Source organism: Streptomyces sp. NPDC059534 (assembly GCF_042743475.1).
Taxonomy (GTDB): domain Bacteria; phylum Actinomycetota; class Actinomycetes; order Streptomycetales; family Streptomycetaceae; genus Streptomyces.
Genome location: NZ_JBHWAQ010000016.1, coordinates 143,000 through 166,913 on the forward strand (window position 1 = coordinate 143,000; position 23,914 = coordinate 166,913).

Below are 23,914 nucleotides of genomic sequence, written 5' to 3' on the forward strand. Positions count from 1 at the left end.
GGCGGGAGGGGCCTGGCCCCGGCCCGGCACCCGGCCGGGAGCCCGCTCCGACCCCTGCGCGGAGCCCGGCCCGGGACGCCACAGGGACGCCACATACTTGTCACACGGGAGCGGGAATCCGGTCCCGCGGGCGCCGGTTGCCGCGTGCATGACTCTCGGAGTAACGCTCAGCTCGACCTCACGTCAGCTCCCCCTCGACAGCACGGTGCGGCTCGCGCGGGAGGCGCGGGACGCCGGCCTGCACTCCGCGTGGTTCGGCCAGTCCTTCGCGTACGACTCCCCCACGCTCGCCGCGATCGTCGGCCGCGAGGTGCCCGGGCTCCAGGTCGGGACGGCGGCGATCCCGGTCTTCGGCCGTCATCCGCTGCTCGTCTCCAGCCAGGCGCAGACGGCCCAGGCGGCCACCGGCGGCCGCTACCACCTCGGGCTCGCCCTCGGCACCAGGCATCTGACCGAGACCGGTTTCGGCATTCCGTACCGGCGCCCCATCGGTCTGCTCAGGGAGTTCCTGACCGCCCTGCGCCCGCTGCTCGAGACGGGAAGCGCCGACTTCCACGGCGAGTTCCTCACCGCGACGACGCCGTACCCGGCGGCGGTGCCGGGCGCCCGGCCGCCGGTTCCGCTGCTGGTCGCGGCGATGGGCCCGCAGGCCCTGCGCGTCAGCGGTGAACTCGCCGACGGCATCCTGCCGTTCCTGGCCGGTCCGCGTGCGCTGGCCGACCACATCGTGCCGGCGGTGACCGCCGCCGCGGCCGCGGCCGGGCGGCCCGCGCCGCGGATCGTGGCCCTCGTGCCGGGAGTGGTCACCGCCCGCGCCGACACCGACGCCGTGCGGGCCGAGGCCGCCGAGGCGCTGGCGCTGTACGAGCGGATCCCCTCCTACGAGCGCGTCATCGGGCTCTCCGGCGCCGCCCGGGCCGCCGATCTCGCGGTGATCGGCGACGAGGAGACGGTCGCCGCCGAGGTGCGCCGTTACCGGGAGGCCGGGGCGACGGAGGTGGTCTTCACCGCGACGGACATCAACGGCGAGGCCGGCCGGCGTCGGACGTGGAACCTGCTGGGTGAACTGTCTCGGAAGGGGTGATCTCGCCTTCGCCCTCGGTGTCGAGGTGCGGCAGCACCCGGTCCAGCCAGCGTGGGATCCACCAGGCGCGCTTGCCCAGGAGGGTCATCACGGCCGGCACGAGGAGCAGCCGCACCACGGTGGCGTCGATGAGGACGCTGGCGGCGAGGCCGAGGCCGAGCATCTTGACGACGATGTTGTCGGAGACGATGAAGGCCGCGAAGACGCTGACCATGATCAGCGCGGCGCAGGTGATGACCCTCGCGGTGATCTCCAGGGCATGGGCCACCGAAGCCTCGGGGTCGCCCGTGCGCAGCCATGCCTCGCGGACCCGGGACAGCAGGAAGATCTCGTAGTCCATGCTCAGGCCGAAGACGATGGCGAACATCATCATCGGGACGTAGCTCTCGATGGGCACCTTGCCGGAGACGCCGAGCGCGGGTCCGCCCCAGCCCCACTGGAAGACGGCCACGACCACGCCGTAGGAGGCGGCGATGGAGAGCACGTTGAGCACGGCCGCCTTGACCGCCACCAGCAGACCGCGGAAGACGATCAGGATGACGAAGAAGGCCAGGCCCACGACGACGGCGATGATGAGGGGCAGACGACTGGAGACGATGTCGAGGAAGTCGACCTGGGCGGCCGTCGTGCCCGTCACGTAGGTCTGCGCGTCGGTGCCGGCCACCGCCTGCGGCAGCACGTCGTCGACCAGGTGGTCGGTCAGCTGGGTCGTCTTCTCGTCCTGCGGCGAGGCCACCGAGTACGCGGTGCCGATGAGCACGTCGCCGTCGGGGGTGGTCTGCAGCGGGGTGATGTAGGCGGCGTCCGGGACGCCGGTCAGCGACTGCTGGAGTTTGGTGCCCAGGGCGGCCCGGTCGGAGGCGGGGACGGCGGACTGGTCGACGACGACGGTGAGCGGCCCGTTGGCGCCCGGTCCGAAGGCCGTGGAGATCAGGTCGTACGCCCGGCGGTCGGTGAAGGACTTGGGGTCGGCGCCGTCGCCGATGTGGCCGAGCTGGATGAACAGCAGCGGGAAGGCCAGGATCAGCAGGACGATGACGCCGCCGCCGAGGAACCACCAGGGGCGCTTCTGCACCCGCTGGGCGTACCGGTGCCAGGTGCCGTGCGCGGGCGCGCCGGGTTCGGCGTCGGTCTCGGCCACGGGCTTGCGGACGTGGTAGCGGTCGATCCGGCGGCCGACGAGCCCGAGCATGGCCGGGACGAGGGTGAGCGCGGCGATGACGGCGGTGACCACGGTGAAGGCCGCGGCGAGGCCGAGTTTGCCGATGAAGGTGACGTCGGAGACCCACAGTCCGGACAGGGCGATGATGACGGTGCAGCCGGAGACGAGGACGGCGCGGCCGCTGGTGGTGGTGGCGAGTCCGGCCGCGTCGGCGGGATCGTGGCCGTTCATGAGGTTCTGGCGGTGGCGGGTGATGAGGAACAGCGCGTAGTCGATGCCGACGCCGAGGCCGATCATGGTGGCGAGGGTCGGTGAGACGGTGCCGAAGGTGAAGGCGGCCGCGGCCAGGCCGAGCAGCGCGAGTCCGCAGAGCGCGCCGAGGAGCGCGGTGACCAGCGGCATGACGGCGCCGATGACGGTGCCGAAGCCGATGAGGAGGACGACGATCGCGACGGCGAAGCCGATCGCCTCGCTGCTGCGGTCGTCGGCCTGCGGGCGGGCGAGCTCGCCGAGCGGGCCGCCGTACTCGACGGTGACCCCGGCGTCCCTCAGCGGCTGTACGGCGGCGTCGACGCCGTTCAGGTAGTCGCTGCCGAGGGTGGAGGGGGTCACGCTGAAGCGCATGGTGATGTACGCGGTCTTGCCGTCCGTGGAGAGCGGTCCGACGTTGGGGGTGCCGGCGGGGAGCGCGGGCGGGGTGGTCCCGGGCGGCGGCAGCGGGTTCTGGACGCTGAGGACGTCGGGGAGCTTCGCCAGGGCGGTGACGGCGTTGTTGACGGCCGTGGCCTCGTCGGTGAGCGGGCCCGAGGGCCGGTTCAGGACGACCTGGGCTCCGTAGCCGCCGGCCGCGGGGTCGTGCGCCTGGAGGACGGCGAGCCCGTCGGCCGACTGCACGCCCGGGAGCGCGAAGTTGTCGGAGAACTGCCCGCCGACGGCCCGGTCGGTGATCTGCAGGCCCGCGACGGCCGCCAGCCAGAGGGCGATGACGACGAGGAAATGGCGGGCGCACCAGTGGCCGGTGCGGTAAAGCGCGCCTTTGGGGGGTGCTGGCCGGCCCTGGGCCGGGCTTCCTGCGTTCATGGGCGTGGCCGTGTCCGGTTGGGAATCCCCGAGCGGGTACCGGCACCGACGTCATGCGCGGGCCTACCCGTCCCATTCTTCGCCCGCCGCGTCGCTCCGGCATCTCGGCCGGGAGGGGAGCGCCGCGACGGGCGCGGCCGCTCAGGCCGGGAGGCTGTTGGGGTGGGAGGACCGGCGTGCCGCGGCGAGCAGGGCGTGGATCCGGGGGCCGGCCTGGTCGATGTCCGTGACGGGGGTGGGGAACGGAAGCCGGGCGTCGTGGTGGCCCGTGCGGTGTTCGAGGCGGAGGGTGAGGCCGTACCGGTCGAGGGCGACGGGCAGCACGCGGACCAGATCCCGGTCCGGGCGCGGCCGGACGAGGCGCAGCAGCAGGGGGACGAGTTCGGCGTGGCCGGCGACGAGGTGGGTCAGCAGGGACGCCTCGGCCCCGGCCAAGGGGTCGGGTTCGGCGGCCTGGAGTGCGTCGAGGCCGACGAACGTGCGTCCTTCGGCCTCCTCGAGGAGGGCCTGGCCGAACACCATGCACGTGCTGGTGGTGGCCTCCGAGGTGTACGGCGCGGTCAGAAGTCCCGTCAGGGTGACGCGGGCGCGCAGGCGTTCGCGTACGGGGGTGGGTGCGATGTCGGTGAACTCCAGGCGGACGGGGATGCGGGCGGTCCCGGCGGCCTGGCAGTCCTCGGACGGGTCGTGCAGGTGGACGTGGCCCATCGGCCCCGTGCCGTCCAGGCGGTGCACCTCCTCGTGGAGTCCGTCGGTCACGACGTTCATCGAGTGGGCGGCGGCGAGGATCGACCGGAGGCGTTCGGCGGGGTGGGGCCGGCCGGCGGGGGCGGTGAAGGGACGCATGCACGTTCTCCCGGTACAGGTGACGGAGACCTTGACCATTACTTAGGCAAGCCTAACCTAACTGAGGTTGCGAAGAGAAGAAGGTCACAGTCGTACGACCTCCTGCACCTTTGTCGATCTCCCCTAGCATCCGAGCATGACGGTCCTGCCTGACGACGGCCTCTCCCTGGCGTCCGAATTCCCTGACGCGCCACACGAGCAGTGGCAACACCTTGTGGCGGGTGTCCTGCGCAAGTCCGGCAAGGAGGTCTCCGGCGACGCCGCCGAGGACGCCCTGTCCACCGTGCTGGAGGACGGGATCACCACCCGCCCGCTGTACACCGCGCACGACACCGCCACCGACGCCGGCCTCCCCGGTTTCACCCCCTTCGTCCGCGGCGACCGCGCCGAGGGGAACACCACCGGCGGGTGGGACGTACGCCAGCGCCACACCGCGGCCGACGCCGACGCGGCCCTCTCCGACCTGGAGAACGGCGTCACCTCCCTCTGGCTGGGTGTCGGCGGGACCGGCATCCCGGTGTCCTCCCTCGCCGACGTCCTCAAGGACGTCTACCTCGACCTGGCGCCCGTCGTCCTCGACGCGGGCGACGAGACGCCCGCCGCCGCCGAACGGCTCCTCGCGCTGTACGAGGAGCGGGGCGTCGCCGCGGACGCGGCGCGGGGCAACCTGGGCGCGGACCCCCTCGGCTTCGAGGCCCGCACCGGCCGCCCGGCCTACGACCTCGCGTCCGTCGCCGGACTCGCGCGCCGCTGCGCCGACGGTTACCCGGGCCTGCGGGCCCTCACCGTGGACGCGCTGCCGTACCACGAGGCCGGCGGCTCGGCCGCCCAGGAACTGGGCTGTTCGCTGGCGACCGGCGTGGCCTACCTGCGCGGGCTCACCGACGCCGGGCTGAGCGTCACGGAAGCCTGCGGACAGCTGGAGTTCCGCTACGCGGCCACCGCCGACCAGTTCCTCACGATCGCCAAGCTCCGCGCCGCGCGCCGCCTCTGGGCCCGGGTGGCCGAGGCGTGCGGCGCCCCGGAGGCCGGGGCGCAGCTCCAGCACGCCGTCACCTCGCCGGTGATGATGACCCGTCGCGACCCCTGGGTGAACATGCTCCGCACCACGGTGGCCACCCTGGCCGCCGGCGTGGGCGGCGCCTCCAGCGTGACCGTCCTGCCCTTCGACGAGGCCCTCGGCCTGCCGGACGCCTTCGCCCGCCGCATCGCCCGCAACACCTCCACCATCCTCATCGAGGAGTCCCACCTCGCCCGGGTGATCGACCCGGCCGGCGGTTCCTGGTACGTCGAGCGACTGACCGACGAACTCGCCCACGCCGCCTGGGAGTTCTTCCGGACCATCGAGCAGAACGGCGGCCAGGAGGCCGGCCTGCGCTCCGGGGCGATCGGCGAGCGGCTCGCCGAGACCTGGTCCGCCCGCAGCGCGAAGCTCGCCACCCGCCGCGAACCGATCACCGGCGTCAGCGAGTTCCCGCACCTCGACGAGAAGCCCGTCGACCGCGCCCCCGCGCCCGAGCAGCCCGCCGGCGGTCTGCCCCGGGTCCGGCGCGACGAGGCGTTCGAGGCGCTGCGCGCCCGCTCCGACGCCCACCTCGCGGCGACCGGCGCCCGGCCCCGCGTCTACCTGGCCGCGATCGGCCCGGCGGCCGCGCACTCGGCCCGCCTCGCCTTCGCCGCCAACCTCTTCCGGACCGGCGGCATCGAGCCCGTCACCGAGGGCACGTTCGAGGAGAGCGGCGCCCCGGAGGCGTGCCTCTGCTCCAGCGACGCGCTGTACGAGGAGCGGGCGGAGGCCACGGCCGCGGAGCTGCGGGCCGCGGGCGCCGCGCACGTCCTCCTCGCCGGCCGTCCCTCGCAGTACGCGGGTGTCGACGGGTACGCCCACGCCGGGTGTGACGCCGTCGCCCTGCTCTCCACCACCCTTGACCGCATGGGAGTGTCCTGATGTCCATCCCCGATTTCTCCGGGATCGAGCTCGGGGCGCCGACCGCCGACGGCGGCCCCGAGGCGTGGCGCGCCGCCGTCAAGAAGGCGGCGGGCGGTGACGACCTGCTCTGGGAGACCCCGGAGGGCATCTCCGTCAAGCCGCTCTACACCGGGCAGGACCTGGAGGGCCTGGACTTCCTGGACACCCGCCCGGGCATGGCCCCGTACCTGCGCGGCCCGTACCCGACGATGTACGTCAACCAGCCCTGGACGATCCGCCAGTACGCCGGCTTCTCCACGGCCGAGGAGTCGAACGCCTTCTACCGGCGCAACCTGGCCGCCGGACAGAAGGGCCTGTCGGTCGCCTTCGACCTGCCGACCCACCGCGGCTACGACAGCGACCACCCGCGCGTCACCGGCGACGTCGGCATGGCGGGCGTCGCCATCGACTCGATCTACGACATGCGCCAGCTGTTCGACGGCATCCCGCTGGACAAGATGACGGTGTCGATGACGATGAACGGCGCGGTGCTGCCGGTCCTCGCGCTGTACATCGTGGCCGCCGAGGAGCAGGGCGTACCGCCCGAGAAGCTGGCCGGGACCATCCAGAACGACATCCTCAAGGAGTTCATGGTCCGCAACACCTACATCTATCCGCCCGGGCCGTCGATGCGGATCATCTCCGACATCTTCGCCTACACCTCGCAGCGGATGCCGCGCTACAACTCCATCTCCATCTCCGGGTACCACATCCAGGAGGCGGGCGCGACGGCCGACCTGGAGCTGGCGTACACGCTCGCCGACGGTGTGGAGTACATCCGCGCGGGACGCGAGGCGGGCCTCGACGTGGACGCGTTCGCACCGCGCCTGTCGTTCTTCTGGGCGATCGGCATGAACTTCTTCATGGAGATCGCCAAGCTGCGGGCGGCGCGGCTGCTGTGGGCCAAGCTGGTCAAGCAGTTCGACCCGCAGAACGCCAAGTCCCTCTCCCTGCGGACCCATTCGCAGACCTCCGGCTGGTCCCTCACCGCGCAGGACGTCTTCAACAACGTCACCCGCACCTGCGTCGAGGCGATGGCGGCCACCCAGGGCCACACCCAGTCGCTGCACACCAACGCCCTCGACGAGGCGCTCGCGCTGCCGACCGACTTCTCCGCGCGTATCGCCCGCAACACCCAGCTCCTCATCCAGCAGGAGTCGGGCACCTGCCGGACCATCGACCCGTGGGGCGGCAGCGCGTACGTCGAGAAGCTGACCTACGACCTCGCCCGCCGCGCCTGGAAGCACATCCAGGAGGTCGAGCAGGCCGGCGGCATGGCCAAGGCCATCGACGCCGGCATCCCCAAGCTGCGCGTCGAGGAGGCCGCGGCCCGCACCCAGGCCCGGATCGACTCCAGCCGGCAGCCGGTGATCGGCGTCAACAAGTACCGGGTGGCGACCGACGAGCAGATCGACGTGCTCAAGGTCGACAACTCCTCCGTACGCGCCCAGCAGATCGCCAAGCTGAAGCGGCTGCGCGAGGAGCGCGACGAGCAGGCGTGCCAGGACGCGCTCGCCGCGCTCACCCGGGCGGCCAGCGGCGAGGGCAACCTCCTCGAACTCGCGGTGAACGCGGCCCGCGCGATGGCGACCGTCGGCGAGATCTCGGACGCCCTGGAGAAGGTGTACGGACGCCACGCGGGCCAGATCCGTACGATCTCCGGTGTGTACCGCAACGAAGCCGGCGAGTCCCCGTCCGTGGACCGCACCCGGGCCCTGGTCGACGCCTTCGGCGAGGAGGAGGGGCGCCGTCCGCGCATCCTCGTCGCCAAGATGGGCCAGGACGGCCACGACCGCGGCCAGAAGGTCATCGCCACCGCCTTCGCCGACCTGGGCTTCGACGTGGACGTCGGCCCGCTGTTCCAGACCCCTGCCGAGGTGGCCCGCCAGGCCGTCGAGGCGGACGTGCACATCGTCGGGGTCTCGTCGCTGGCCGCCGGACACCTCACCCTCGTGCCCGCGCTCCGCGAGGAGCTGGCAGCGGAGGGCCGCGAGGACATCATGATCGTGGTCGGCGGGGTGATCCCGCCGCAGGACGTGGCGACGCTCCTGGAGATGGGCGCGGCCGCGGTGTTCCCGCCGGGGACGGTGATCCCGGACGCGGCCCACGACCTGGTCACCCGGCTCGCGGCCGACCTCGGGCACGCCCGGTGATCGGTCTCGACACGTACGTCGAGGGTGTACTCGGCGGGAAGCGGGCGCTCGTCGCCCGCGCGATCACTCTCGTCGAGTCCACCCGCCCCCAGCACCGGGCCCTCGCGCAGGAGCTGCTCACCGCGCTGCTGCCGCACAGCGGCAAGGCCGTGCGGATCGGGATCAGCGGGGTGCCCGGTGTCGGCAAGTCGACGTTCATCGACGCGTTCGGCACGATGCTCACCGGGCTCGGCCACCGGGTGGCGGTGCTGGCCGTCGACCCGTCGTCGACCCGGACGGGCGGCTCCATCCTCGGTGACAAGACCCGGATGGAGCGGCTCGCCGTCGACCCGGCGGCCTTCGTGCGCCCCTCCCCCAGCGCCGGCACGCTCGGCGGGGTCGCCAAGGCGACCCGCGAGTCGATGGTGGTGATGGAGGCCGCGGGCTACGACGTGGTGCTGGTGGAGACGGTGGGTGTCGGCCAGTCGGAGACCGCCGTCGCCAACATGGTCGACTCGTTCCTGCTGCTGACCCTGGCCCGCACCGGCGACCAGCTCCAGGGCATCAAGAAGGGCGTCCTGGAGCTGGCCGACGTGGTGGCCGTCAACAAGGCGGACGGCCCGCACGAACGCGACGCCCGCGCCGCCGCGCGCGAGCTGGCCGGCGCGCTGCGGCTCATGCACGGCGCCGACCCGTTCTGGACGCCGCCAGTGCTCAGCTGCAGCGCCCGCGAGTCGGCGGGCCTCGACGAGGTGTGGGGCCGGCTCACGCACCACCGCGAGCTGCTCGACTCCAGCGGGCGGCTGACCGCCAAGCGGGACGACCAGCAGGTCGACTGGACGTGGGCGATGGTCCGCGACGAACTGCTGCGCCGCCTGCACACCGACCCGTCGGTCCGGGAACTGGCCCCGGTCCTGGAGCGCGGCGTGAGGGACGGCGCGCTCACGGCGACCCTGGCCGCCGAGCGGATCCTGGCGGCCTTCGGGGAACGCCGGGACTGACCGGCCGCACGGACCCGGACGCCTGGGTGGGGGAATCCCCCTCAGGCGTCCTTTTCCATGCCCGGGCGCAGGCGCGCCAGGAGGGCGTACAGCGTCGCGCTGTCCTCCGCGCCGAGCGTGTCGAGGGCGCCGTGGGTGGCCTGCATCTCCTCGCGGACGCGCCGGATGACGTCCCGGCCCTCGTCCGTGGCCACCACGTTCTTGACCCGGCGGTCGACGGGGTCGGGCTCCCGGCGCACCAGGCCGCGGGCCTCCAGGCGGTCGACGATCCCCGTCACGTTCGACGCGTCGCAGACCAGCAGGGTGGCCAGGGCGCGCATCGGCAGCGGGCCGCCCAGCTGGGCGAGGACCTTGGCCTGGGTGGACGTGAGGCCGTGGTGGGCCGCGGCCGCGGCGAAGTCGCGCCACTGGGCCGTGCCGATGGCGGCGAGGAGCTCAAGCAGCTGGAGCTTGGTGGGCGTCTCGGGGGTCGTCGCGCTCATGCTTCGAGCGTACTCACGATGCTTGACATTATCAATTGTTTACTTGACCTCCTCAACTATCGAGGTCTACCTTCGACGAATTACTTGATGACATCAACGGTCTATGTCCTGAAGCACCGAGAAGGCCCCCACTCATGAGCAACGTGACTCCCCCGCCCGCCGGAGAGCAGCGGCGCGAGACGCTCGTCGTCTTCGCCCTCAGCCTCGCCGCCATGGTCGTGTCGATGATGCAGACCCTGCCGGTCCCGATCCTCGGTCTCATCCGCAACGACCTCGGCACCACGACCGCCGGCGTGAGCTGGGTGACCACCGCCACGCTGCTCTCCGCCGCCGTCTTCACCCCGCTGCTCGGCCGCTTCGGCGACCAGCACGGCAAGAAGCCCACCCTGGTCGCCGTCCTCGGCGTCATGGTCGTCGGCTCCGTCGTCGCGGCCCTGGCGACCTCGCTCCCCCTGCTGATCCTGGGCCGCGTCCTCCAGGGCGCCGCCACCGCGATCTTCCCGCTCGCCCTGTCCGTGCTGCGCGAGGAGGTCCGCCCGCAGAAGCTGCCCGGCGCGATGTCGCTCGTCAGCGGCACCCTCGCCTTCGGCAGCGGTCTCGCCCTCGTCGCCACCGGTCTGCTGACCTCCGGCTCCGACGCCGACTACCGCAGCGCCTTCTGGATGGCGACGGCCTTCGCCGTCCTCGCCCTGCTCGCGGTCGTCATGCTGGTCCCCGCGACCCGCCACAAGACCGGCGGCCGGACCGACTTCCTCGGCGCCCTGACCCTCGGCGTCACGCTCCTGCTGCTCCTGCTGCCCATCTCGCAGGGCCACGAGTGGGGCTGGACCTCCGGCCGCACCCTGGGCAGCTTCGCCGGCGCGGCCGTCATGACCGTCGTCTGGGTGTTCACCGAGCTGAAGGTCCGCGAACCCCTCGTCGACATGCGGATGTTCGTCCACCGGCCGGTCCTCATGGCCAACCTGGCCGGTGTCCTCGTCGGCTTCGGCATGTTCGCGAACTTCCTGGGCGTCTCCTACCTCGTCCAGATGCCCGAGGCCCTCACCGGCTACGGCTTCGACGCGTCGATCCTGCGCGCCTCCGTGGAGTTCCTGCTGCCGGGCGCGATCGTCTCCCTGCTCGCCTCGCCGATCGGCGGCCAGCTGGTCCGCCACCGCGGACCGCGCACCGCGCTGGGCCTGGCCGCCGGCCTCGGCGCCCTCGGCTTCGCCTGGCTCGCCCTCGACCACGCCCACATCGCCTCGGTGATCGGCGCCGGCGTGGTCGTCGGCGCGGCCGTCAGCTTCGGCTACGCGGCCATGCCCGCCGTCATCATGGCGAGCGTCCCGCACCACCAGAGCGGCATCGCCAACGGCATCAACTCCATCTCCCGCTCGACCGGCAGCGCGGTCGGCAGCGCCGTCGTCACCACGATCCTGGCCTCGCAGACGCTGGAGCACCTGCCCGCCGGAGTCCCCGCCCTGCCCGCCGAGTCCGGCTTCACCCTCACCTTCTGGATCGGGGCCGCGGCCTTCGCGCTCGTCGCGGTCATCGCCCGGGTCGGACTGCGGGGCGGCCACGCCCCCCGTACGGCCCCGGTGAGCGCCGCGCCCGCCCCCGAGAAGGCGGACGCACCCGCGGTCTGAGCCGGCCGCGCGCATGGGCCGGGTCCGTCGGACGACGGACCCGGCCCTCGGCGTCAGGCAACGGTCAGACGCGGTCGGCCGCGATCAGGACGTACTGGAACGAGCCGTCCTTGTACGACTCGATGAACGCCTCCTCGATCCCCGTGACCAGCGACGACGTGGCCCGCAGCTCCCAGTACGGGAGGGTGTCGGGGGTCAGGTCGATGACGGCCTGCGGCACGAGGCGGTTGTCGGCCATGGCCTTCAGGTACTCGCGGCGGGAGTGGATGTTGCACTCGAAGTGCGCGTTGATCTGCGAGACCCACTTCGAGGGCTGCCCGTACCGCGGGTTCCAGCAGCCCGTGATGGTCACGTAGCGGCCGCCGACCTTGAGGAACCGGGAGTGCTCGGCGAAGAGGTCGTCCAGGTCGACGTACATGGTCGACTCGTTGTTCCACGAGGCGGCGATGCTGCCCTTCTCGAAGGGGGTGTCGAGCATGTTGCAGACGCGGGCGCGGACGTGGTCGCCGATGCCCAGCTCCTTCGCGCGCCGGTTGCCGAAGTCGGCCTGCGTGGAGGAGAGGGTGACGCCCTCGACCTTGCACCCGAAGCGCTGGTGGGCCATGACGCTCGAACCGCCGCGGCCGCAGCCGGCGTCGACGAGCGTGTCGGCGGCGCCGATGGTGCCGAGGTGGTCCAGGAGGACCTCGGCCTGCGCCGACTCCAGCCGGTGCAGTTCGGCGATCAGCTTCTTCTCGTACTCGCTGTCCTCGGTGTCCCCGAGGGCGGCGTGGTCGACGTCGCCGATGCCGTAGTGGTGGTGGTAAAGCCCGTCGACATCGCCCAGGCGCAGGTTGACGGGCCTGGCCTCCTGGTTCCAGTAGCGGGCGATGTCGCCCTGGTAGGGGGACGCCGGGCCCGGCACGAACGCGGTGGTGTCCTGGGCGGTGGTGAGCTCGGTGCTGGTCACAGATGAATCCATTTCTTACCAGAAATCGGGCAGGCTGTAGCGGTAGGTATTGGTCTGGTGCCAGTAGTGGTTGCCGTCGACCCACGTGGCCACGCCCCGCAGGAAGCGCTGCACGCCGGGGACGGGGCAGGCGGCGGCCAGGGCGGCGGCTTCGGCCTCGAAGTCGCGCATGAGGTCGTTGTGGACCTCGACCGCCTTCAGATAGCCGTCCTGGTCGGAGAGGTCCTCCCGGTCGGCGATCACCACGGGCAGGTTCAGGTGCCGCCCGGGGGCGGCGAGTTCCTTGGTGTACGAGTACAGGTCGTTCACGATCGTGCAGGCGTTCCCGGCGAGGGCGATCACCCGCTGCATGGCCGGCTGGGCGTGCAGGTCCGCGGGCAGTTCGTAGCCGCCGACGGTGTCGGTGATCGTGGGACACGGCCGGAAGTTGTTGAACTGCCGCATCACCAGGTACTCCCACACCTCGGGGGTGTGGTCCGTCTGCGCCCAGGAGCCCTCGGCCAGGTACCCCAGGTGGAGCCGGGCCATGTCGTGCCGGAACCGGTCGGCCTGGGAGGGCGTGGCCTGCCGGCCGAAGTACTCCATGGCCGAGCGGTACGCGCGCCGCGGGGCGTCCGCGCGCAGCGACTCGGCCCACTGCGGCTGGTACTCCCGCGTGGTGTGCAGCGGGTCGAGCGCGGTGTGCGCGAGGAGGAGGCGCCCGCCGAGGCCGATGGGCGACCCCCCGTGGTCCTCGCAGTAGTAGTCGTCCACCGCGTTCTCGGCCACCATCAGGCGCGTGGCGATCATCAGGTGGTCGACGGTCGGGGCGTCCGGGTGGCAGGCCACCATGTACCGCCCGACGGAGAACCCGTCGAACTGCTTCTCCCACTCCTCGGGGTAGAGCTCGACCTCCTCGACCGCCCACTCCTTGATCCTGCGGCCGATCTCCGCCACCCGCACCGGATCGGGCTCCGGCACCGGGTGGTAGTACAGGCCGGGGATCTCCAGGACCTCCACCGGCGCCTCGGCCGCCACGGCCGCGGGCGGTTCCACGGCACGGACCAGGCTCAGGCCCGCCGTGCCCAGACCGGAGGGACCCCGCAGGACCCGCTCCAGGCCGGGCCCCGGCGTTCCCGCCGCGGCGGAAACGGCGACGACGGGAGCGGGGACCGCGGGGGCCGGACCGGCGGGAACGGCGACGGCGGGGGTGGGGACGGCGGGAGCGGCGACGCCGGGCAGGACGCCGGAGGCGCCGGGCAGGACGCCGGAGGCGCCGGGCAGAACGCCGGCGACGGCGGGCTGGGCGACGGGGGCGGCCTCGGCGCCGGCGGTCCGGGACCGGCCGAGGACATGAGCCCCGAAGTGGGACGCGGCGGTGGGCAGGGTCGACTGCAGGGGGGAAAGCCCGGGCTCGGGCATCCGTGGCTCCTTGCTGGGTGGGTGGTCTGTCCCGGATCACGGGCACGCCGGCCCGTCCCGGAGGCGTCGGGGAGGTCGGGGCGGTCGGCGCCGGTTCCGCCGTGCGTCAGTCGCGCCTGCGGGCGATCTGCACGTTCTCCAGCACGCCGAGCGCGTTGGGCACCAGGATCGCGGCGGAGTAGTACGTGGTGACGAGGTACGACATGATCGCCTGCTCGCTGATGCCCATGAAGCGCACCGAGAGGCCCGGCTCGTACTCCTCCGGCAGGCCGGTCTGGCGCAGCCCGATGACTCCCTGGTTGTCCTCGCCGAGGCGCATGGCCAGGATCGAGCTGGTGTTCTCCTTGCTGATGGGGATCTTGTTGCACGGGAGGATCGGGACGCCGCGCCAGGCCGGGACGCGCTGTCCGTCGAGCTCGACGGTGTCCGGGTAGAGCCCGGCGGCGTTCCACTCGCGGCCGATCGCCGCGATGGTGCGGGGGTGCGCGAGGAAGAGCTTGGTGCTGCGGCGGCGGCAGAGCAGCTCGTCGAGGTCGTCCGGGGTGGGCGGGCCGGAGTGGGGCTGGATCCGCTGCTTGAAGTCGGCGTTGGCCAGGAGTCCGAACTCCGGGTTGTTGATGAGCTCGTGCTCCTGGCGCTCGCGCAGCGCCTCGATCGTCAGCCGGAGCTGCTCCTCCGTCTGGTTCATCGGCCCGTTGTAGAGGTCGGCGACCCGGCTGTGGACCTTCAGGACGGTCTGGGCGACGGAGAGTTCGTACTCGCGGGGCTTGAGCTCGTAGTCCACGAAGGCGCCGGGGAGTGCGACTTCGCCGGTGTGGCCGGCCGACATCGCGATCTCGGCCTCGCCGTGCTTGTTCTGCCGCTGCTGGGGCAGCGAGCCGAACTCCTCGATGTGCGAGCGGAGTCCGGGCGCCTGGGCGACGACGGAGGCGAAGTCGGCGCGGGAGAGGGTGAGCAGGGTGCCGGCGGTCTCCGCGGTGGCGGTGTAGTCCCACGTGGCGTCGGCGTCCAGGAGGGCGTTCTCGCCGAACCGGTCGCCATCGGCGAGCACGGAGACGGCCACCTCGTCGCCGTACTTGCCGACGGAGGTCTGGCCGATCCGGCCGTGGGCGATCAGGTGGATCCGCTCGGCGGGGGTGCCGCGCTCGACCAGCACCTCGCCGGCGCGGAAGTCGCGCTGGACGCACCGGTCGGCGATCGCGCCGAGTACCGCGTCGTCCTCGAAGCCGCGCAGCAGGGCCAGTTCGCCGAGTTCCCGGGGGATCACGCGGACGCGACCGCCGTCCTGGACGAACTCGATGCGGCCGTCGCCGACGGTGTAGCTCAGCCGGCGGTTCACCCGGTAGGCGCCACCCTTGGTCTCCACCCAGGGGAGCATCCGCAGCAGCCAGCGGGAGCTGATCTCCTGCATCTGCGGGGCGGACTTGGCGGTGGTGGCGAGGTTGCGGGCGGCCGCGGTGCTCAGGCTGGACTGCCGGGGCGGCTCCACCTGGGCTTCCGGGCCGGTCTCAACGGTCATGGGTGAGGGCTCTCCTTCACAGGGGGGTGGGCCGGCGTATGCACGCCAACCGGGGAAAGAGGAATGAAAGGGGGTCAATCTCTGGGAATTCGTCCAGATCCCGGGGAACAGTAACGGCCGGTAAGCCGGGCTCACCCCCAGAGTCCGGAGCCATTACCTCGATGCAGTGATCTTGTTTCGTACGTGGTTTATCCGTGCGACCAGCGACATTCGAGCCACCTGGCCGAGCGACCCATGACAGCCGGGCGAGGAGCCGTGTCCGCTGGGCGACACGCAGGCGGGTCCCGAAGATCCGTTCGCGTGGGTTTCGCGTGGATGAGGCCGTTCCGGTGGTTTGGCCGAACTCCGCGTAGACCCGATAGGTGCCTGAGGCATGTAGTGGAGACGGCAATCCATGTCAGTGACACCGATACGCGCTTGCGAGGCCCCCATGCCGAAAGCCGTGACGTTCCCCCAGGACCGGACCTGCCCCTACCACCCGCCCGCCGCCTACCCCCGCGTCCACGAGGAGCGACCGCTGTCGCGGGTCACCCTCTGGGACGGCCGGGCGGTGTGGCTCGTCACCGGACACACCGCCGCCCGGAGCCTCCTGGCCGACCCCCGGCTGTCCACCGACTCCACCCGCGACGACTTCCCGCTGCCCACCGAGCGGGCCGCGACCCTGCGCCGCCGCCGGCGAGCGGCCCTGCTCGGCTGGGACGACCCCGAGCACCACACCCAGCGCCGGATGCTGATCCCGAGCTTCACCCTCAAGCGCGCCGAGGGCATGCGGCCCCGCATCCAGGAGACCGTGGACCGGCTCCTCGACGCGGTCGAGGCCCAGGGGCCACCGGCCGAACTCGTCGCCTCGTTCGCCCTGCCGGTGCCCTCCATCGTCATCTGCGACCTGCTCGGCGTGCCGTACGAGGACCACGACTTCTTCGAGGAACAGTCGCGCCGGCTGCTGCGCGGCCCCACGGGCGCGGACACCGAGGACGCGCTCGCCCGGCTGGAGGGCTATCTCGGCGACCTGATCGACCGCAAGCGCCGGAATCCGGGCGACGGCGTCCTCGACGACCTGGTGGCCCGGGGCGCGGGGAACGGCGGCCCGGCACGGCAGGAGCTGGTCGAACTCGCCACGATCCTGCTGGTCGCGGGGCACGAGACCACCGCCAACATGATCTCCCTCGGCACGTACACACTGCTGCGGCACCCCGAGCGGCTCGCCGAACTCCGGGCGGATCCCGGGCTCGTACCGGCCGCAGTCGAGGAGCTGCTCCGGTTCCTGTCGATCGCCGACGGGCTCCTCCGGGTCGCGCGCGAGGACGTCGACGTCGACGGGACCGTCGTCCGGGCGGGCGAAGGAGTGGTGTTCTCGACCTCCGTCATCAACCGGGACACCGCCGCCTACCCCGATCCGGACACCCTCGACTGGGTCCGCCCCGCCCGCCACCACGTCGCGTTCGGTTTCGGCGTCCACCAGTGCCTCGGGCAGAACCTCGCCCGCGCCGAACTGGAGATCGCCCTCGGGACCCTGCTGCGCCGCCTTCCGGGCCTGCGACTGGCCGTGCCCGCCGACGAGATCCCGTTCAAGCCGGGAGACACGATCCAGGGGATGCTCGAACTCCCCGTCACCTGGTGAGAGGAGCCCCGCGATGCGTGTCTCGATCGACGGCGACGTCTGCATCGGCGCCGGACAGTGCGCCCTGACCTCCCCGGACGTCTTCACCCAGGACGAGGACGGTTTCGGCACGGTACTGCCGGGCCGGGAGGAAGGCGGCGGGGCGCTGGTCCGGGTGGCCGCCCACGCCTGCCCCGTACGCGCGATCACGGTGCACGAGAGCGGCGACCAGGGGGTGTCCGGGGTCGGCCCGGCCTGACCGGCAGGACACCCCGGAGGGTGCCCTGGCCGGCCCCGTACAGGACGCGAACCGGCACCGTGCAGGGAGCACGGTGCCGGTTCGGGGGGCGTCGTCCGCGAGGACGGTGGGTCAGGAGATCTCGGGGAGCAGCCCGGTGGCCGGTGCGGCCAGGTCGGTGAGCTGGTGGATCTGGTTCAGGTCGTTGACCCGGTTGAGCCCGCCCAGCTGCTCGGCGATGCCGGGGAACCGGTCACGGGACTCCTCGGGGATACCGGTCGTCGTGAGGGCGTCGAGCTCGGTGACCGGGCTGATCGGCGGGCCGAGCGGGCCGGTGGCGGCGACGGCTTGGGTCGCGGCCCCGCCGAGGCAGGAGAAGGCGGCGGCGACGGCCAGGACGGAGGAAATGCGTCGGGTTGAGATCACACCCACACAACGGACCGACGCGCCGACGGACACGGCCCCGCCCCGCGCGCACCCTCCGAACGGGGGTCCCCGGGAAGCCCCGGCCGCGTCGGCGGCCGGGGCGGCGTGGCGGGAGCGAGCCGTTGGCGCGGGGGCGAGCCCGGTGCCAGTGGGGGCGAGCCGGTCGCGTGGGGGCGGGTCAGCCGAAGTCGGGGATGGGACGGTCCGGCGCGAGGGCGGCGGCGATGCGCTGGGCGATCAGGTGGGCGCTGTGTCCCCCCGCCGCGGCGGGCCCGTTCGTGGTCGAGACCGCGATGGACAGGCGCTCGGACGGAAGGTACGCCTGCGAGGCGGAGTAGCCGAAGAACAGCGGGTGCTGGGCGATCCAGTCACCCAGGACGAGCAGTCCCATGCCGTAGTGGGTGGCCTCGGTGTTCGCCAGGCAGACCGTGGCCGGGCACTTCTCGGTGGGGTGGCCCAGGCCGACCGTCCCCGGGTTCAGCAGCTCCCGGTAGACGGCCCGGGAGAGCAGCCTGCCCGAGCCGATGGCGGCGGCCGAGCGGGCCAGATCGCAGATGTCGGTGGTCTGCACGGCGCCGGGGGCGGTGGTCCACGAGGGGTTCCAGAAGGTGGACTCCTCGTACGTCCCCCGGTCGGCGGTGAAGGCGTGCAGGGCGGGTTCGGGGATGTCGGGGGTGAAGCTGTTGCGGGTCTCGCGCAGCCCGAGCGGCCCGAGGACCTGCTCCCTCAGCAGGACGTCGAGACGGGTCCCGGTGATCTTCTCCAGGGCCGCGCCGAGGAGGACGAAGTTGGCGTGCGAATAACTCCAGTTGGTGCCGGGCGCGTACCAGCGGTCCTTTCCGGTGGACAGGGCCACCAGCTCCTCGGCCCTCCACTGACGGAACGGGTCGGCGACGACGGCCTGCTGGAACTCGGGGAGGCGGACGTAGTCGACGAGACCGGTGGTGGAGGCGGCCAGCATGCGCAGGGTGATCCGGTCACCGTCCGCGAGGCCGGGCAGCCAGCGGCCGACGGGGTCGTCGAGTCCGACCCTGCCCTGGTCGACCAGGCGCAGCAGCGCGGTGCCCAGGTAGCTGATCGCGATGTTGCCGTTCCGGAAGTGCATGGCGGGCGTGGCCGGCACCCCGGTCATGGACTCGCCGAGCGCGGTGGTGACGACCTCGCGGCCGTCGACGGTGACCCGCACGATGACGGACTTCAGGTCCATCTCCGCCGCGGCCCGCTCGGCGATCCGCCGAATGTCCCGGGCCGGGCCGTGGGCGGGCACCTTCGAGGCGACGCAGGGTCGGTGGCCGCTCTCGCCCGCCGTCGTCCCGGCGGCCGGAACGGCGGCGCCGACGACGCCGAGGGCGAGGAGTGCGGTGAGCGCGGCGAGGCGCGTGCGGGACGGGGTACGGGCTGGGCTCATGGCCGGAGTATCGGCAGGTGCCTCGCCCGCCGGTGCTCCCCGCGCCCTCGACCCGCGCGAACATCACCCGTCAGGCCCGTCGGCGGGGCGGAGACGGCGCCGTCGCGACGAGGACGAACCCCTCGCGTCCTCGTGCCGTCACGCGTCCGCGGGTGGTGGGGGCGGCGGGATCGCCCAGCGCAGGGCGGCGGTGACGGCGCGGCCTCCCGGGCGGGCCAGGGGCAGCGTGAGCCGGGTGAGGGCGGGCGGGCCGAGGGCCGTCCTGGCCCAGGCGGGGAGGAGTTCGACCGCGGCGGCGGCCAGGAATCCGTAGGGGAGGCGGGCGAGCGGCGGCAGGGGCGGTTCCGAGAGCAGGAAGCGCGCGGCCTCGCGGGACGCGGGGGTGGCGCGCAGTTCGGGCCGGTACTCGGCCAGGCGGGCGGTCAGTTGGGCCCGGGTGGCGGGCGGGCGTTCGGCACCGAGGCGCCGGGCCACGCGGGCCATGTCGGCCACGTAGCCGTCGGCCCCGGCCGGGCCGAGCGGCGTGCGGCCGTAGCGCTGGTGGGCCCGGAGGAAGCACGCCGTCTCGGCGACGTGCACCCAGCCGAGGAGGTGGGGGTCGGAGGCGCGGTACGGCACGCCCTCGGGCGTCGTGCCCCGGACCCGCGCGTGCACCGCCCGGACGCGTGCCACCGCCTCCTCCGCGTCCCGGCCGGTCCCGAAGGTCGTGACGGCGAGGAACGTGCTGGTGCGCTGGAGGCGCCCCCAGGGGTCGCCCTGGAAGCCGGAGTGGGCCGCGACCGCCGCCATGGCGGTCGGGTGCAGCGACTGGAGCAGGAGGGCGGCGAGACCGCCGATGTACATCGACGCGTCCGCGTGCACGACCCGTACGGGACGGTCGGGGCCGAACCAGCGGGGACCGGGTGTGCGGTGGATGCGGTCGCGCTTCCGGTGCGCCTCGGGGCCCGCGACCCGGTGGAGCAGGGCGTCACCGGCTCGCTCCCGCAGGGCGCCGACGCACGGCGGTGACCGGAGCACCTCTCCAGTATGCCCCCGTGCGGACCGCGGAGGGGAGGACGGCGCCCGCGGGGCACGGCTTCCGCGCCCGGGGAACCGCTGCCCCGCCGGGGGGACCGCGTCCCGTCAAGAGGCAACCGGCACCGCTCCGTTGCCGTCCTCCGGAGGCGAGAGGGGCAACCGGACACCAGGGGGCCGGCGGAGACCGGGTCCTCGGGGGCGGGGCGACACCGCTGCCCGGTGCCCCGACGAGACCGATCGTGAGGAAGACCGCTTTGATACGTGTCACACGCGCCGTGGCCACCGCCGCGGCGTTACTCGCGCTGGCCGCGGTGTCACCCGGGCCGGCGTACGCGGCTCCGGCTCCGGCTCCGGCTCCGGCTCCGGCTCCGGCGGAACCGTCGACGACGTCCGCCGGAGACCGTCCGGGAGACTCCGGACTCCCCGACGGCTGGCGGATCACCGGGACCGGGGCGGGCCGGCAGCTGGTGTGGACGTCGCCCGAGCCCGTGCCCACGGGCGACGCCAGGGTCGAGTTCCACGCCGGCGACCGGCTGCTCGGCCGCCCGGTGGCCGCGCCGGACGGCCGCACCTTCCGGTTGCCCCTCGGCGCCGTCCGGATCACCGACGGGGCGCGGCTGCGGGTGACGGCCGCCGGCCGCCGGCTGGACGCGGCCGCTCCCGCGCGCGCGACGGGTCTGCGCCCCGGCGCCCCGTCCGCCGCGCCGGAGGCCCCGCTTCCCGTGAACGGTGTCGACCCCGGAGTGCCGGGACGCTACGCCACGGTCACCGGCACCTACGACCTCGCGCCCGTCCGGCTGCCGGGGTTCCCCGAACCCGTCGAGATGCGCGCCGTGGTGGTGGGGCCGGCCGGCGCACCGGGCAAGCGGCCCGTGGCCCTCTTCCTGCACGGCCGCCACGACACCTGCTACGCCCCCGGAACCGAGGAGATACGTCTCGCCTGGCCCTGCCCGGAGGGGATGCGGCCGATACCGAGCCACGAGGGGTACCTGCGGACCCAGCGGCTCCTCGCCTCCCAGGGGTACGTGACGCTGTCGGTGTCCGCCAACGGCGTCAACGGCCAGGACCACCTCGCCGAGGACGGCGGCGCCCAGGCCCGCTCCTCCCTGGTGCGGCTGCACCTGGCCCGCTGGGCGGCCTGGTCCGCGCAGCGGGCCACCGCCCCGGCAGCCGTCCGCGCCACCGCGCCCGCGGACCTCTCGCGCGTGCTGCTCGTCGGTCACTCCCGGGGTGGCGAGGGCGTCAACCGCGCCGCGCTCGACAGCCTCTCCCCGCCGCCCGCCGACCAGGACGGCCACCGCGGCCGGGTCCGCTGGAACATCCGCGGCACCGTCCCGATCGGGCCCACGATCTTCGGCGGCAACCCGGCTCCCGACGTACCGTCGATGACCATCCTGCCGGGGTGCGACGGCGACGTGTACGACCTCCAGGGCCAGACCTACGTGGACGGCACCCGGGGCGTCAGCCGGGGCGCCGCCCTGCACAGCGCGGTCTACATGGTCGGCGCCAACCACAACTTCTTCAACAGCGAGTGGACCCCGGGGCAGGCGCAGGCACCCGCCGTGGACGACTTCTCGTCCGAGGACGGGGCCGACCCGGTCTGCTCCCCCGGCACCCCGACCCGGCTGACCGCCGTGCAGCAGCAGGCCGCCGGCGCCACCTATGTCGCCGCGGCCGCCCGGCTGTTCGTCGGCGGTGACGACCGCGTCCGTCCGCTCCTCGACGGCACCGGCCGCCGCGCGCCCTCGGCCGGCCCGGCCCGGGTCCTGGCCCACGCCGTCGGGGCTCACCGCACGCCGGTCGTGCTGCCGGACTCCACGGTCACCGTGTACGGGGGCGGCAGGCTCTGCGCCCAGGTCGACCCGGACGCGGCCCGTTCCTGTCTGTCCCCCGAAGAGGGCGGCATGTCCCCGCACTTCGCGTACTGGGAGGCATCCCCCGAGCCGGGCCGCGACGCCGTCGCGCTGGCGTGGGCGGGCCCGGGATCCCGGGTCACGGTGCGCCCCGCGCGGCCGGTCTCCCTGGCCGGCGCCGACGCTCTGGCCCTGCGGCTGATCGTCCCGCCCCGCAGCACGGGCACCCTGCTGGACATCGCCGTGACCGACGCCTCGGGCCGTCGCGCGTCCCTGGGCCGTACCCGGATCGACGGGCTGCCCGGCAGTGAGCGGACCGCGTCCTTCTGGGCGCGCGAGGTCCGGGTGCCGCTGTCCGCCGCGGCCCGGTCCGGTCTGGACCTCCGGCGGATCAAGGCCCTGGAACTGACCCCGCGCGGCGGCGCCGGCCGTGCCTGGCTGATGGACGCCTGGGGCTGGCGCCCCGGCACACCGGCGGTGCGTCCCGTGCCACTGACGCGCGTCGACGTCGGCCGGCTGACGGTGCAGGAGGGCGACTCCGGGGTCCGGACCTACCGGGTGCCTGTCACCGTCTCCGGACGGGGCGGCGGCCAGGTCCGGCTGTTCCTCCCGAGTCCGGACACGGGCGAGGTCACGACCCGCACGGTGACCGTACGACCGGGACACCACGACATCGACGTACCGGTCGAGGTCAGGGGCAACACCCGCTACGGCTACGACGTCACCCGCGACGCGTTCGTCAAGGCGGTGCGAGGCACCGTGGTCGGCTCCCACCGCGGCGGCGTCACCGCCCTGAACGACGACGTGATGCCCACCGTGCGCCTCACGCCCGTCGCGGACGACGTGTCCGAGGGGGCCGCCCTGACCTGGCGTGTGACGCTCTCCGGCATCGCCGACGCCGACATCGCGGGCGACGTCTCCTTCCTGCCGCCGGCCGACGGCCCGGAGCTCTCCACGGCGGACGTCGACCGCGCCTGGCTGGAGGAACGCCTCGGCGAGGTGCCGGACCCGGCCGTCCCGCTGTCCGAGGCGAGCCGGCGCGGCCTGACCCTGGGCATCACCGTCCCCGCCGGGCGGACGGGCACGGAACTGACCGTCCCCACCGTCCGGGACGGCGTCGTCGAGCCGGCGGAGTTCCTGCGCGCCCGGCCGACCACGTACGACGGCTCCTGGGAGCCCGTTCCCGGTCCGGAGTTCACGGGAACGGTGCGGGAGGCGCCGTGACCGCGATCTGACGTGCCGGGGCCGTTCGGGAGCGATCCGGAGCGGCCCCGGCTCAGTTCACCGGCGTCATGTCCGCCCACAGGGCGGCGGCGTCCGGCGAGAGCGGGGCGACCTCCCGGCCCGGCGCCGAGTCGTCCTCGTCCCACCACACGCCCTGGCCGGGGACCATGAGATGCCCGTCGTTCCCCGCCCGCCACCGGCCGCGCAGCACGTGGAACACCCCGGCGTGCCCGGCGGGCGGCACGACCGGACCGGCGACCCGGTGCACCGCCGCCGTCCAACGGCCGCGCCGCGTCATGATGTTGAGCACCCGGCAGGAGCCGCCCGGCAGTTCGGCGGTCAGCGCGAGGTCACCGGAGAAGGCGGTGGGCTCGCCGACCCGGGTCAGCAGCCGGTCGAACGCCCCGGCGGAGGTCAGCCGCACGCCGTCGCCCGCCAGGAGGGTGAGCGTCCGGTCGACCCCGGGGAACGCCGAGAACGGTCCGTCCCGGTCGATGTCGGCGATGCTCGCACGCCACGCGAACTCCTCCGTGCCCGCCGGCCAGGAGACGACCTCCCTGGTGGAGCCCCCGCCGTTGCGCCACCGTCCCGCCGTCAGGGTCTCGACATCGAAGGGGTTCATGGGTGCTCCTGGGGCGGTCGCGGTAAGGGTCCGGAGTCTATGCGTCCGTCGCCCGGATCCCGGTGGCCGTGCCCGGACGGGAGGCCGTTCCCCCCGGGTACGGAAACAGCCAAGAGGAGGGGCACGCTCCGACCGAGGGACCGCGGGTCCCCGAAACGCGGGCGGGGACTGACCCGGAGCGCCGTCCGGAGGCACCGGCCCGCACCGCTGTCGCGGAAGCATCGCCCCGACATCGCGGCGCCGTCACACCGCTGTCGTCGTCCCATCACACTCCGG

18 protein-coding genes are annotated in these 23,914 nt (G+C 73.4%); 8 read left to right on the forward strand and 10 right to left on the reverse strand.

Annotation, left to right across the window (positions count from 1 at the left end):
* The first annotated feature begins 148 nt into the window (after positions 1–148).
* Positions 149–1,084, forward strand: coding sequence for a TIGR03564 family F420-dependent LLM class oxidoreductase (locus ACFVZH_RS20365; RefSeq protein ID WP_384898800.1), 936 nt, complete (start codon positions 149–151; stop codon positions 1,082–1,084).
* Here ACFVZH_RS20365 and ACFVZH_RS20370 read toward each other — a convergent pair.
* Positions 1,020–3,326 carry an MMPL family transporter gene (locus tag ACFVZH_RS20370; RefSeq protein ID WP_384898801.1) on the reverse strand — a complete coding sequence of 769 codons (2,307 nt, stop codon included), beginning with the start codon at positions 3,324–3,326 and terminating at the stop codon, positions 1,020–1,022. The two genes, ACFVZH_RS20365 and ACFVZH_RS20370, sit on opposite strands and share 65 nt — an antisense overlap.
* A gap of 141 nt (positions 3,327–3,467) precedes the next feature.
* Positions 3,468–4,172: a DUF2470 domain-containing protein gene (locus tag ACFVZH_RS20375; RefSeq protein ID WP_384898803.1), complete on the reverse strand. Its 705-nt coding sequence runs from the start codon at positions 4,170–4,172 to the stop codon at positions 3,468–3,470.
* 136 nt (positions 4,173–4,308) lie between these two features.
* Here ACFVZH_RS20375 and ACFVZH_RS20380 point away from each other — a divergent pair, with 136 nt between their 5' ends.
* From ACFVZH_RS20380 to meaB, 3 genes are read left to right on the forward strand one after another with little or no spacing between them, the layout of a single operon-like run.
* Positions 4,309–6,120 (forward strand): methylmalonyl-CoA mutase family protein, encoded by a 1,812-nt coding sequence (locus ACFVZH_RS20380; RefSeq protein WP_384898805.1) that lies wholly within the window; start codon positions 4,309–4,311, stop codon positions 6,118–6,120.
* Positions 6,120–8,294 carry a methylmalonyl-CoA mutase gene (gene scpA, locus ACFVZH_RS20385; RefSeq protein ID WP_384898807.1) on the forward strand — a complete coding sequence of 725 codons (2,175 nt, stop codon included), beginning with the start codon at positions 6,120–6,122 and terminating at the stop codon, positions 8,292–8,294. Before ACFVZH_RS20380 ends, scpA begins: the two co-directional genes overlap by 1 nt.
* On the forward strand, positions 8,291–9,274 hold the full coding sequence (meaB, locus tag ACFVZH_RS20390; protein WP_384898809.1) for a methylmalonyl Co-A mutase-associated GTPase MeaB: 984 nt from the start codon (positions 8,291–8,293) through the stop codon (positions 9,272–9,274). The genes scpA and meaB overlap by 4 nt, the downstream gene beginning before the upstream one ends.
* Positions 9,275–9,315: 41 nt before the next feature.
* Here meaB and ACFVZH_RS20395 read toward each other — a convergent pair whose 3' ends face one another.
* Positions 9,316–9,756 carry a MarR family winged helix-turn-helix transcriptional regulator gene (locus ACFVZH_RS20395; protein ID WP_384898810.1) on the reverse strand — a complete coding sequence of 147 codons (441 nt, stop codon included), beginning with the start codon at positions 9,754–9,756 and terminating at the stop codon, positions 9,316–9,318.
* Positions 9,757–9,890: 134 nt separating this feature from the next.
* Here ACFVZH_RS20395 and ACFVZH_RS20400 point away from each other — a divergent pair, with 134 nt between their 5' ends.
* On the forward strand, positions 9,891–11,381 hold the full coding sequence (locus ACFVZH_RS20400; RefSeq protein ID WP_384898811.1) for an MFS transporter: 1,491 nt from the start codon (positions 9,891–9,893) through the stop codon (positions 11,379–11,381).
* A 64-nt stretch (positions 11,382–11,445) separates the two neighbouring features.
* On the opposite strand, the gene ACFVZH_RS20405 is transcribed toward ACFVZH_RS20400, so the two are convergent.
* From ACFVZH_RS20405 to ACFVZH_RS20415, 3 genes are all read right to left on the reverse strand, one after another.
* Entirely contained in the window at positions 11,446–12,330 is an 885-nt protein-coding gene (locus ACFVZH_RS20405) for a geranyl diphosphate 2-C-methyltransferase (RefSeq protein WP_384898813.1), read from the reverse strand.
* A 15-nt stretch (positions 12,331–12,345) separates the two neighbouring features.
* The gene (locus ACFVZH_RS20410) at positions 12,346–13,731 is read right to left on the reverse strand and encodes a family 2 encapsulin nanocompartment cargo protein terpene cyclase (protein WP_384898815.1); all 1,386 of its coding nucleotides are present in this window, start codon (positions 13,729–13,731) and stop codon (positions 12,346–12,348) included.
* Between the two features lie 106 nt (positions 13,732–13,837).
* On the reverse strand, positions 13,838–15,250 hold the full coding sequence (locus ACFVZH_RS20415) for a family 2B encapsulin nanocompartment shell protein (RefSeq protein WP_384898817.1): 1,413 nt from the start codon (positions 15,248–15,250) through the stop codon (positions 13,838–13,840).
* 394 nt (positions 15,251–15,644) lie between these two features.
* On the opposite strand from ACFVZH_RS20415, the gene ACFVZH_RS20420 reads away from it, so the two are divergent.
* Complete coding sequence (locus ACFVZH_RS20420) at positions 15,645–16,871, forward strand: cytochrome P450 (RefSeq protein ID WP_384898819.1); 1,227 nt, start codon at positions 15,645–15,647, stop codon at positions 16,869–16,871.
* A gap of 13 nt (positions 16,872–16,884) precedes the next feature.
* A complete protein-coding gene (locus tag ACFVZH_RS20425; protein ID WP_384898820.1) occupies positions 16,885–17,109 on the forward strand; it encodes a ferredoxin in 225 nt (74 codons plus the stop codon).
* A gap of 111 nt (positions 17,110–17,220) precedes the next feature.
* On the opposite strand, the gene ACFVZH_RS20430 is transcribed toward ACFVZH_RS20425, so the two are convergent.
* The 3 genes from ACFVZH_RS20430 to ACFVZH_RS20440 form a co-directional block, all read right to left on the reverse strand.
* Positions 17,221–17,514 carry a hypothetical protein gene (locus tag ACFVZH_RS20430; RefSeq protein WP_384898822.1) on the reverse strand — a complete coding sequence of 98 codons (294 nt, stop codon included), beginning with the start codon at positions 17,512–17,514 and terminating at the stop codon, positions 17,221–17,223.
* Between the two features lie 178 nt (positions 17,515–17,692).
* Positions 17,693–18,922: a serine hydrolase domain-containing protein gene (locus ACFVZH_RS20435; protein WP_384898823.1), complete on the reverse strand. Its 1,230-nt coding sequence runs from the start codon at positions 18,920–18,922 to the stop codon at positions 17,693–17,695.
* A 138-nt stretch (positions 18,923–19,060) separates the two neighbouring features.
* A complete protein-coding gene (locus ACFVZH_RS20440) occupies positions 19,061–19,939 on the reverse strand; it encodes an oxygenase MpaB family protein (protein ID WP_384898825.1) in 879 nt (292 codons plus the stop codon).
* Positions 19,940–20,193: 254 nt separating this feature from the next.
* Here ACFVZH_RS20440 and ACFVZH_RS20445 point away from each other — a divergent pair, with 254 nt between their 5' ends.
* Positions 20,194–23,016, forward strand: coding sequence for a hypothetical protein (locus tag ACFVZH_RS20445; RefSeq protein ID WP_384898827.1), 2,823 nt, complete (start codon positions 20,194–20,196; stop codon positions 23,014–23,016).
* A 52-nt stretch (positions 23,017–23,068) separates the two neighbouring features.
* Here ACFVZH_RS20445 and ACFVZH_RS20450 read toward each other — a convergent pair whose 3' ends face one another.
* On the reverse strand, positions 23,069–23,638 hold the full coding sequence (locus ACFVZH_RS20450; protein ID WP_384898828.1) for a HutD family protein: 570 nt from the start codon (positions 23,636–23,638) through the stop codon (positions 23,069–23,071).
* Between the last annotated feature and the right edge of the window lie 276 nt (positions 23,639–23,914).